We start from the raw sequence: 10,723 nt of genomic DNA, 5'->3' as shown, positions 1-10,723 counted from the left end.
CTCTTTTCTCAAACTTTGTTAATATTGAATACAAAATTGGATTGAAATACCTATATTCCTTCGTAAAGTTGTCTTATGAGAAAAGAGCATGCAAATTTAATACCGACCTGCAAATGGGTATATATTACGTTAAAATCGGCTTTAGGATTTTAACAACATTCTTTACAAAAACAGCCTTTAATTAACAGACTTTTGTCCATTAGAAGAAGTCATTCCGCCAGAGAGGATGAATTTCATTGCATCTTCTGGCTTGACATCAATGATTTCTACCTCGGTCTTTGGGATCAGGAAAGTGAATCCTGCTACCTGGAATGTTTGAGGTATGTAGACAGCAACATGCTCTGCTAATGGCTCATGGAATGCCTTCAGATTATCTGTTGTAATGAAGCCGAGACTCTTCATATTGGTACCAGGAATCGTAACCAAAGCGACCTTGGAAAACGACTTTTTCTCACCAAGAAAGGAATGGACCGTATCCTTTATAACAGAATAAACCGTCTTTACGAAAGGAGTTTTTTCCAATAGCCTGTCAATTAGCTTGATGATACTTCCGGTGATGAATCGGGTGGACAACCATCCGAGAATGGTGATAAGGACAAGGGTCGTCAGAAGGCCGATACCCGGAATGTACCTTTCTTGCAAATATGGCTTCAAAACATTACCAAGAAGGCTGTCCAAAAACATGAATGTTTTGTATATGACATAGATAACGAGAATGATTGGGACAATTGTGAGGATCCCATTAATGAAATTTTTCAGTACACTTTTCATAGTAAACTCCTTATAAAAACATATGGAAGTATCATACACTTTTTAACTGGATTTTTCTATGATTAATTTTTCTTATCCTTGGCGATGATTATCGATGAAATCTGGATGACTGACTTTTCACTGGTATTGTTTGGAGATGGCTTTTCTGCTGCTTCAAACCGGACAGTGTGACGTCCCTTATCCAGGCCGCTTGCGATATAAAGATACCTTTCACGAGTAAAAGGCCACCAGGTGGAAAGTGTCCTGACATATTTCCCGTCAATATAAACCTTCAGCGTTCCCCCGTCCAGGCTTCGAATGGCCTTTACCCCAAGAATAGGGCCTTCGAAGTCGTACTCTAGATAATCTCCAGGTCTTTTGCTTATATTTATCCCATTTTCTCTCATGAACCCTTTGCGTGCAGTTACTAGCTTCTTTTCATACAGGTATATGCTTTGGTCCCTGGTTAAGGGCTTTGGCAGACTGGCAATCTCGGCATCAATTTCAATATTATTCTTGATCAGTTCAAGAATGGTGGTAGCGTACAACTGATAGCCTTTGCCGTTTGGATGTACCATATCAGTCGTTAGATGCTCTGTGAGCATTCCTGATTGCTTGAAAGGAATACGCATGTCCAGTGTCTTTGCTCCGTAATGGGTGGAAACTCTTTTAATCGCATCAGCAAATTGTTCTTGTTTTAAAGGACTTTCAATAATGGTGATGATTTCTGAGCCAGGGTAACGCTCCTTTGCATCTCGGATCAATTTTTCGTAAAAAAAAGTAAACTGTTCGGGATCCATGTATTTACGGTCATTTTCGCCAAAAAAGATTAGGATAAGATCAATGTCACGGAATTTCGGAGACTTTTGCAGTTTGTAAATTCCTTCAAAGGAGGTTGCTCCGCTCTGGACGAGCATATTTCTTCTTGCCCGGGATCCGCTGAAATCCTTAAGAAGCACCTCTAGCTGGCTGTACCAGCGCAAATCCTTATTCTCTGCGCCGGCACCCCGTCCAATGCTGTCTCCGATGATCAAATAATTGAACGATGAACCTGATTCGATTTTTTCATATACTGTTAAATCTTCGGACAGGTAATGTTCTGATTTTATCGCTAAAAAGGAAATAACTGCGGCGGTAATGAAAACTATACTGTAAATTTTTTTAGCGCTTAATTTCATTCTTGTTGCAATCCCTCCGGAAAATCAAATCTCTATTTCCATTTTAGACTATTTTTCTGAATCATTGAAAAAAAGACTTTCTTTACGATACTATTAGGATTTTAGCTTAAATCCACATCCTCGTTCAAAGAGCATTTTTTTAAAACGAGAAATTTCAAAAAATAGGCTAATGCACAAACGGGTCAAGTACCCATATCATACCGTAAAGGGAAAGCAATTCAAAAACAAACGAGGAGTGGTTTTTAATGTACGGATATGATAATGCCCCAATGCCTGTAACTGCACCAGCAGCAACAGGACCATCTTATGGAACTTTCTGCGGCGGAGGTTATCCTTATGCAGGAGTGGCAGGTGCTGGCTACGGATACGGTGGTTTTGCATTGATCGTTGTATTGTTTATCTTGTTAATCATCATTGGTGCATGCTGCAGCTATAACTGGTAAAAACAATGAGCTGAGATAAAATACTTTGAGAGGTTGTCTGACATCAGGCAGCCTCTTATTTTCTTTTCGTTAAATACGAACGTTATATTATTGATATTGAATTATAGTTCGTGATTTTGCTTGACTATCTTACTTTCGTTTGTTATATTTACCAGTGGTTAAGCAAATAACTGATTGGCGGGGGATGCTGAATGAATACAAACTATGATGTAATAGTCGTTGGAGCAGGTCCGGCAGGTATTTTTACTTGTTATGAATTAACGTTGAAGATGCCTGATGCGAATGTCTTGTTAGTTGATAAAGGTCACGATATTTATCGGAGGAACTGCCCGATTTTGCAAAAGAAGATTGAAAAATGTCCGCCAGCAGCAGGGAAGAAGGATTTTGCAGGGTGCCTGCCGGCATGTTCAATTACAAATGGGTTTGGCGGTGCCGGAGCCTATTCTGATGGAAAGTTCAATATTACAAGTGAATTCGGCGGATGGATGACGGATTACCTTCCAGATTCAAAAGTTGTCGAACTAATAAAATATGTAGATGGAATCAACCTCAAGCATGGTGCAACTGAAAGTATAACCGATCCGATGACAGATAAGGTCCGCGAAATTGAGAGAAGGGGCTATGCCGCAGGGTTGAAGCTGCTCAGAGCACAGGTACGCCATCTTGGTACGGAACAGAATCTTGAAATTTTAAAAAATATTTTTGAGTACTTAAAAGATAAAGTCGATATGGCGTTCAAGACGGAAATCCAAGATTTGATTACCGAAAAAACAGCGGAAGGCCATAAAGTCACAGGTATTGAGCTTAGGAACGGTGATCATATTTTTGCTGATAAAGTTGTAGTTGCTCCTGGCCGTGACGGATCCAAATGGCTGACACAGATTTTGAAAAAGCGTAGGCTCAAAATGATCAATAACCAGGTCGATATTGGCGTTCGTGTTGAAACCTCAAATGTTGTCATGGAAGAAATAAACGAACATTTATATGAAGGTAAATTTATTTTCAATACATCGGTAGGAACTAGTGTGAGAACCTTCTGCAGCAATCCATCCGGACATGTTGTTGTCGAGAACCATTCTGGAATCATGCTTGCTAATGGCCATGCCTACAAAGATCCTAATCTGGGAAGTAACAATACCAACTTTGCCTTGCTTGTATCACATACATTTTCTGAGCCATTCGACAAGCCGAATGAATTTGCTCATGAAATTTCCAGGCTTGCAAACAGCCTTTCCAATGGAGGCCTGATTGTACAGAAATACGGGGATATTTTAAAGGGGAGAAGATCAACTGACAAAAGGATTAAAGAAGGATTTTTAGAGCCGACTTTGAAAGAAGCAGTTCCTGGAGATCTTGGACTTGTCCTTCCATATAACACGCTTAAGAGTTTGATTGAAATGACGGAAGCTCTAAACCAAGTTACTCCTGGCCTGGCTTCAGACCATACTTTGTTCTATGGAGTAGAGGCGAAATTCTATTCAGCAAGACCGAAGTTGAATGATCGGTTTGAAACAGAAATCAGCGGCTTGTATGTTGGCGGCGACGGAGCCGGCATCACAAGAGGACTGGCTCAGGCAAGCGCATGCGGAGTATGGATTGCCACTGACATAATCGAAAAATCCAGGGTTGGCCGGAAAGCAGAGCCTGCACTTGTCTAAAGATGCATACACACTTTCGCTTCTTTGATAAAATAAACCTAAATACAGAAGAGGCGGGGAGAGTATGTTTGCACCTAAATTAGTGCCAGGAGATGAAATAAGGGTTATCGCGCCAGCAACCAGCATGATTATTTTGAAAGAGGCTCAGCTTGATTTGGCTGTCGAGAGGCTTACTAAGCTGGGCTTCAATGTGACATTCGGAAAGAACGCAGATGCGCATGACGAGTTTTTCAGTTCTTCGATAGCAGAAAGAATCGAGGATTTGCATGATGCTTTTGCAGATCCAAATGTTAAAGGGATCCTGACTGCGATCGGCGGCTATAATTCTAATCAATTGCTAAAATATATTGATTTTGATTTGATTGCTGCTAATCCGAAGATTTTTTGCGGATATAGTGACATTACAGCATTGCAGCTGGCAATCTATCAGAAAACGGGTCTCGTGACTTATTCAGGACCATTTTTCTCGAGCTTTGGCGTTAAGCATGGACTTGAATATACGATGGAATCGTTTTTGGAGGCAGTAACCAATGATGCTCCATATGAAGTGGTTCCATCTAAAACATGGTCTGACGATGCCTGGTATCTCGACCAGGAAAATCGGACATTTCACGAACAAAATGGCTACCTGATCCTCCAGGAAGGAGAAGCCGAGGGAAGACTGATCGGCGGAAACCTTTGTACGATGAACCTTCTTCAAGGGACTGAATTTATGCCTTCTTTGAAAGATAGTATCCTGTTCATTGAAGACGATGAAGAAAGCCACTCTAGGAGCTTTGACAGGGACCTGCAGTCGCTGCTTCATCTTCCGGATGCTGATTCGATAAAAGCTCTTTTGATCGGCCGATTCCAAAAGAATTCCAATATTACGGAAGAGGCATTAAGAAAGATTATTTCCAGTAAGGAAGAGCTGCGAAATATACCAATTATCGCAAATGTCAATTTCGGCCATGTCCAGCCATTTGCAACGGTCCCAATCGGGGCAATCGCATCAGTAAAAGCAGCGGCGGATGGCCAAACCGAAATAATTATTGAACAAGAAGAATAGGATTTTACAATTTTCATGGCACCTTTTACAGGTGTCTTTTTTTCTGCCTGGATTTTGCTGTTTTTATATCAAGGAAAAAAATAAAGGAGAGGAGAGCTGTCCGAAGTAGCTCCAGATTCGGACAAAGAAGCCGTGAAAGAAGCAGACTTTGTCTGAAGTGGCACTAGGTTCAGACAAAACAGCCTGTGGAAGAGCAGACTTTGTCCGAAGTAGCTCCAGGTTCGGACAAAACAGCCGATGGAAGAGCAGACATTGTCCGAAGTCACCCCAACAGCTGGTGTAAGAAAGATTTTGTCCGAAGTCACCCTAGGTTCGGACAAAAATAGCCAACGGAAGAGCAGAATTTATCCAAAGTAGGCAGTCCTCAAGTACTCAAATTATCCACATATATCCTGACCAAAAATCCCATGCCATTACCACTATTTTTTACATCTTCACGAAAGATTCCCCTTTTCAGTTCATACAATTTACAGAATGTCCATTTAATTTTAATTGCGGTGAATGGAGTGAATTTATGAAGCCGTCCTACTTGATTAAACCTGCCCTGGATGAAAGCTATCCAGAGATTGACTATGGAAAAGGTGTCTTTCTTTTTGACAAAGATGGCAAGAAATACCTTGATGCTGCATCCGGGGCTGTCACGGCAAATATTGGACACGGAGTTCCAGAAATTATATTGGCAATGCATGAACAGTCCAAACGGGTGTCTTTTGTTTATCGCTCCCAATTCACCAGTGAGGCAGCCGAAAAGCTGGCAGAAAAACTTTCCGATGCTTTGCCGGGGGATCTAAATTGGAGTTTCTTTGTGAACAGTGGTTCCGAGGCAACCGAAACGGCTCTGAAAATTGCGATTCAGTACTGGCAAGAGAAAGGGATCAAGTCAAAAACAAAAATTCTATCAAGATGGATTAGCTACCATGGGATCACTCTTGGTGCACTTTCAATGTCAGGACATCCAGGGAGAAGAGCAAGGTTTGTTCCATTGCTTGAGGAATTTCCATCGATTTCACCTCCATATTGCTATCGCTGTCCATATCAAAGTTCAGCACCTGAGTGCGGATATTTATGCGCGAAGGAGCTTGATGGAGCAATAAAGCGGATTGGTTCGGACCATATTGCTGGTTTTATTGCAGAACCGGTGATTGGCGCTGCCGGAGGGGCAATCGCTCCACCGAAAGGCTACTACGAAACAATAAAAAAGATTTGTGACGAAAACAATATATTATTCATTGCGGATGAGGTGATGACGGGATTTGGGCGAACAGGCCCAATGCTGGCATCTGAACACTGGAATATCATTCCCGATATTGTCGCGCTCGGCAAGGGAATGGGAGCAGGATATGCTCCGATTGCAGCGACGGTCGTCAGTGACCACGTCATGGAACCAATCCTGTATGGCTCTAAATCGATTATGAGCGGCCATACACTTAGCGCGAATCCACAATCATGTGCCGCAGCACTGGCAGTACTGGAATACCTCGAGAACAATGACATTTTAAGTGATGTGGAATCAAAGTCGGTTTACCTGAAAAATAAACTTGATCAGGTAAAAAAACAGTTTGACTTTATAGGAGATGTACGTGGAAAAGGTTTGCTGCTTGGTCTTGAATTTGTCAAGCTGCCAGGTGCGAAAATCCCGTTCGAACGAAGTATGAAGTTAACTGAGTTAGTTGTAAAGGCGGGCAGAGAGAATGGAATCTTGCTGTATCCTGCAGGCGCAGGCCTGGATGGAGTGTCAGGGGACGCTGTGATTATTTCCCCGCCGCTGACCATCACTAAGCGTGAGATTGACGAGTTAATAAACTTGCTAAAGGCAACATTCATAGAAGTGTATAGAATACTGGGATTTCCTTATGAAAATGGAGTTGAAAAATAGATGGAAAATCCATTCGGAAAAATTGCGACGCTTGAGCAGGCAATGGAGCGTTTTTATGACGGAATGACTTTGATGTTTGGCGGTTTTGGTGGAGTAGGAACTCCTCCTGACCTGATTGACGGCATTCTTGAAAAAGATATTAAAGAACTTGTGCTGATTGGAAATGATACAGGTTTCCCTGAAATTGGCATAGGGAAAATTGTCAGCCGGGGAAAGGCAAGAAAAGTCATCGCCTCCCATATTGGGTCAAATCCGGTAGCAGGCGAACTGATGACCAGGGGAGAAATGGAGGTCGAGTTCTCGCCGCAAGGAACTCTGACTGAACGGATCCGGGCTGGCGGAATGGGCTTAGGCGCAATATTGACAGATGTAGGCGTTGATCACGAATTCGTTGCAAAAGGCAAAAAAAGAATGAACTTGAACGGCAAAGAGTATTTGATTGAGACAGCTTTGACTGCAGATGTATCAATTGTTTATGCCAAAAAGGCAGACCCCTACGGAAACCTTGTTTTCGATAAAAGTGCGCGGAATACAAATCCGCTCGTAGCGATGGCTGGAAATTTCACGATAGCGGAGGCTGAGGAAATTGTTCCTCTTGGCAGCCTGGATCCAGAAGAAATCGTGACGCCTGGTGTATTCGTCGATATGGTCATACCTTCTGGAGGGGTGAATTGGAAATGGGCATGGGAATAGAAGTTAGAAATAGAATGGCCAGACGAGCAGCCGAAGAAATCGCTCCAGGTATGGTTGTCAACCTTGGCATTGGGATTCCGTCTCTAGTACCTAACCATCTTCCGCAAGAAACGAGAGTGATGTTCCATGCTGAGAATGGAATTGTTGGGATGGGGAAGTCGCCTGAAAAGGGGCTGGAGGATGAAAACCTGTGTAATGCTGGTGGTTTCCCAGTTACAGTCATGGAAGGTTCCTCTTATTGTGATAGTGCAGTGGCGTTCGGAATGATTAGGAGAGGGAGGGTAGACCTTACCATTCTAGGATCCTTGCAGGTTAGCCAAAAAGGAGACCTGGCGAACTGGATCGTTCCCGGCAAAAAGGTTCCGGGCATGGGCGGAGCGATGGAACTGGCACAAAAAGCAGGAAAAGTGGCTGTATTGATGAACCATACAGACAAAAATGGTGTACCTAAAATAGTGGAATCGTGCACATTGCCTCTGACCGCCAAAAACTGTGTTGACATTATTATCACTGATCTTGCAGTCTTTAAAATACATGAAGGTTCGTTGATTCTGTCTGAACTTTTTGCGCCACATACTGTCAATGAAGTTACTGCTAAAACCGCGTGCGATTTTTCAATCGTCGAGGATATCCGGATTATTGAATATTAAAGGGGCTGATATCGTGCAATCTGCTGAGCAAAAGGTGAGGAGTTACATTAAGGAAAGCAGAATAAGAGGGACGCGGCTTTTGCAAAAATTAGTCCAGGAACCAAGTACAAGAGGTGATGAAAGTGGTGCGCAGGCGGTCATCATTGAAAAATGCCGTGAGCTGGGACTGGAAATGGATATTTGGGAAATCGGGGATAACGGACTGACTGTTCACCCGGCGTTTTGTTCTGATCGGAAAGATTTCGGTGGAAACCCGAATGCTGTAGGAATCATGAGGGGAACTGGTGGAGGCAAGTCGATGATCCTTAATGGACATATTGATGTTGTTCCCGCAGGCGACCCGAAAGATTGGGATAAGGATCCGTTTAGCGGACATATTGAATGCGGCAAGTTGTTTGGCAGAGGTTCTACGGACATGAAGGGTGGCACAACTTCACTGCTTATGGCAATGGAGGCAATAAAAAATTCAGGAATAAAGTTGAAGGGCGATGTCATTTTTCAAAGTGTGATTGAAGAAGAAAGTGGTGGAGCGGGAACACTTGCCTCAGTCCTGCGTGGTTATAAAGCGGATGCTGCAATTATCCCTGAACCGACTAATATGAAGCTTTTTCCAAAACAGCAGGGGTCGATGTGGTTCAGGATTTCTGTAAAAGGAAAAGGGGCGCATGGCGGAACGAGGTATGAAGGTGTCAATGCAATAGAGAAAGCGATGCTGGTGATTGATAGACTGAAAAGCTTAGAGTCACAGAGAAATGAAAGAATCACAGATCCGTTTTTTGAGAGCATTCCCATTCCGATTCCAATCAATATCGGTAAACTTAAAGCTGGAGACTGGCCGTCATCTGTACCTGATTTAGCGATCATTGAGGGCAGGATGGGAGTCGCCCCAAATGAAACACAGGAAGAGGCAAAGCGTGAAATGTATGAAGCCATTATCGATGTCTGCAGCCAAGACCCCTGGTTAAAAGAAAACAAGGCTGAACTTGAATGGTTCGGTGCAAGCTGGCTGCCTGGCGACCTGGACCCTGAACATGAACTGATTCATGTGCTTTCCAAAAGCTTTATTGACGTTAAGGGGAAGTCTCCATTAATCGAAGCGTCCCCGTGGGCAACAGACGGTGGTATCCTTTCCAAGGTCGGCGGAGTGCCAGTAGTGGTTTTTGGACCAGGAGTAACGGAAACGGCGCATCAGGCGAATGAGTACATCCAGCTTGAAGATGTTTTTGAAGCGGCGGAAATCGTTGCCATGGCACTGCTTAAGTGGTGTGAAATCGGCGAATAAGCCTATTTTCGCAGAAATAAAAATTCCGGGTGTTCAACGTTTTAATCTATTTCTAATTCAGAGGTTCTGTCAAAAGAGCACTGATGCCTATATAAAAAAGAGTGGACCTGAACATGCGAATCAGGATGAGGGGGAGTCAAAAAGTGGGAGATATCAAGATAAGGACAGCCATTCCTGGACCAAAGGCAATGAAATTGCTGGAAAGAAAAGAAAAGAATGTTCCTGTTGGACCGTTCAACACAATCAAGTCGTTTGCGGAAAGAGGCGAAGGTGCCTTATTGACGGATGTGGATGGAAATACATTCATCGACTTTGCGGGTGCAATCGGCACTCTGAATGTTGGTCACTGTCCACCTGAGGTTGTGAACGCACTTCATGAGCAGATCGACCGCTATCTTCATCCTTGCTTCCATGTAATGATGTACGAACCTTATATAGAACTGTCGGAATTGCTCAATAGGATCACGCCAGGGTCTCATGATAAAAAAACTTTCTTTCTTAGCAGCGGAGCGGAAGCGGTTGAAAACGCAATAAAAATAGCGAGGAAGTATTCAGGACGGAAAGGGATCATTTCATTTGAACGTGGCTTTCATGGAAGGACCTATATGGCAATGTCACTGACAAGCAAAGTGAAACCCTACAAGTACCAGTTTGGGCCATTCGCGCCCGAAACCTATAAATGGCCATACCCTGTGTATTCTCAGGAAAAAGGCATGGCACCTGATGAAATCGATGCTTTTATGCTGAAAAAGTTTGAGACCTTTTTCCTTAGCGAGGTGCCAGGCACTGAAATTGCCGCGGTCATTATGGAACCGATTCAGGGTGAAGGCGGTTTTAATATTCCATCCAAAAGCTTTGTTCAAGGTGTGAAAAGGATTTGTAAACAGTATGGCATTCTCTTTATTGCCGATGAAATCCAAACCGGTTTTGGCAGGACAGGGAAGATGTTTGCGATGGAGCATTACGATGTCGTTCCTGATTTGATGACAATGTCCAAATCGATTGCTGCCGGGCTGCCAATCAGTGCGGTTACAGGAAAGGCTGAAATTATGGATTCTGCAGGTATAGGGGAAATTGGCGGAACCTTTGGCGGAAGTCCTCTTGGTTGTGTAGCGGCAATAGAAGTCGTTAAAATGATAGAAGAG

Annotated in this window: 10 protein-coding genes; 8 read left to right on the top strand and 2 right to left on the bottom strand. The window is 43.2% G+C overall.

All coding sequences use genetic code 11. The features are described 5' to 3' along the window. Positions 1–177: 177 nt before the first annotated feature. Together ACH0QE_RS05565 and ACH0QE_RS05560 are read right to left on the bottom strand one after the other, a co-directional pair. Positions 178–771, bottom strand: a complete 594-nt coding sequence (locus tag ACH0QE_RS05565) for a DUF502 domain-containing protein (RefSeq protein ID WP_415799696.1) — start codon at positions 769–771, stop codon at positions 178–180. A gap of 62 nt (positions 772–833) precedes the next feature. Continuing rightward, the gene (locus ACH0QE_RS05560) at positions 834–1,928 is read right to left on the bottom strand and encodes a GDSL-type esterase/lipase family protein (RefSeq protein ID WP_415799695.1); all 1,095 of its coding nucleotides are present in this window, start codon (positions 1,926–1,928) and stop codon (positions 834–836) included. Positions 1,929–2,197: 269 nt separating this feature from the next. On the opposite strand from ACH0QE_RS05560, the gene ACH0QE_RS05555 reads away from it, so the two are divergent. From ACH0QE_RS05555 to ACH0QE_RS05520, 8 genes are all read left to right on the top strand, one after another. After that, positions 2,198–2,371 carry a YjcZ family sporulation protein gene (locus tag ACH0QE_RS05555; RefSeq protein ID WP_415799700.1) on the top strand — a complete coding sequence of 58 codons (174 nt, stop codon included), beginning with the start codon at positions 2,198–2,200 and terminating at the stop codon, positions 2,369–2,371. A gap of 191 nt (positions 2,372–2,562) precedes the next feature. Next, positions 2,563–4,029 (top strand): NAD(P)/FAD-dependent oxidoreductase, encoded by a 1,467-nt coding sequence (locus ACH0QE_RS05550; protein WP_415799694.1) that lies wholly within the window; start codon positions 2,563–2,565, stop codon positions 4,027–4,029. 64 nt (positions 4,030–4,093) lie between these two features. Next, entirely contained in the window at positions 4,094–5,077 is a 984-nt protein-coding gene (locus tag ACH0QE_RS05545; RefSeq protein ID WP_415799693.1) for a S66 family peptidase, read from the top strand. 514 nt (positions 5,078–5,591) lie between these two features. Beyond that, the gene (locus ACH0QE_RS05540) at positions 5,592–6,953 is read left to right on the top strand and encodes an aspartate aminotransferase family protein (RefSeq protein ID WP_415799691.1); all 1,362 of its coding nucleotides are present in this window, start codon (positions 5,592–5,594) and stop codon (positions 6,951–6,953) included. Further along, on the top strand, positions 6,954–7,646 hold the full coding sequence (locus ACH0QE_RS05535; protein WP_415799690.1) for a CoA transferase subunit A: 693 nt from the start codon (positions 6,954–6,956) through the stop codon (positions 7,644–7,646). Then, positions 7,631–8,296, top strand: coding sequence for a 3-oxoacid CoA-transferase subunit B (locus ACH0QE_RS05530; protein ID WP_415799699.1), 666 nt, complete (start codon positions 7,631–7,633; stop codon positions 8,294–8,296). The genes ACH0QE_RS05535 and ACH0QE_RS05530 overlap by 16 nt, the downstream gene beginning before the upstream one ends. A 13-nt stretch (positions 8,297–8,309) precedes the next feature. After that, positions 8,310–9,578, top strand: a complete 1,269-nt coding sequence (locus ACH0QE_RS05525) for a peptidase (RefSeq protein ID WP_415799698.1) — start codon at positions 8,310–8,312, stop codon at positions 9,576–9,578. A gap of 125 nt (positions 9,579–9,703) precedes the next feature. After that, positions 9,704–10,723, top strand: a 1,020-nt coding sequence (locus ACH0QE_RS05520) for an aminotransferase class III-fold pyridoxal phosphate-dependent enzyme (RefSeq protein ID WP_415799697.1), incomplete at its 3' end; no start/stop codon positions are given.

The sequence above is a fragment of the Mesobacillus sp. genome, from assembly GCF_047739415.1.
Classification (GTDB): Bacteria; Bacillota; Bacilli; order Bacillales; family Cytobacillaceae; genus Mesobacillus.
The sequence above is the reverse complement of the archived record's forward strand: the minus strand, read 5'-3'. Positions and strand labels throughout refer to the sequence as shown.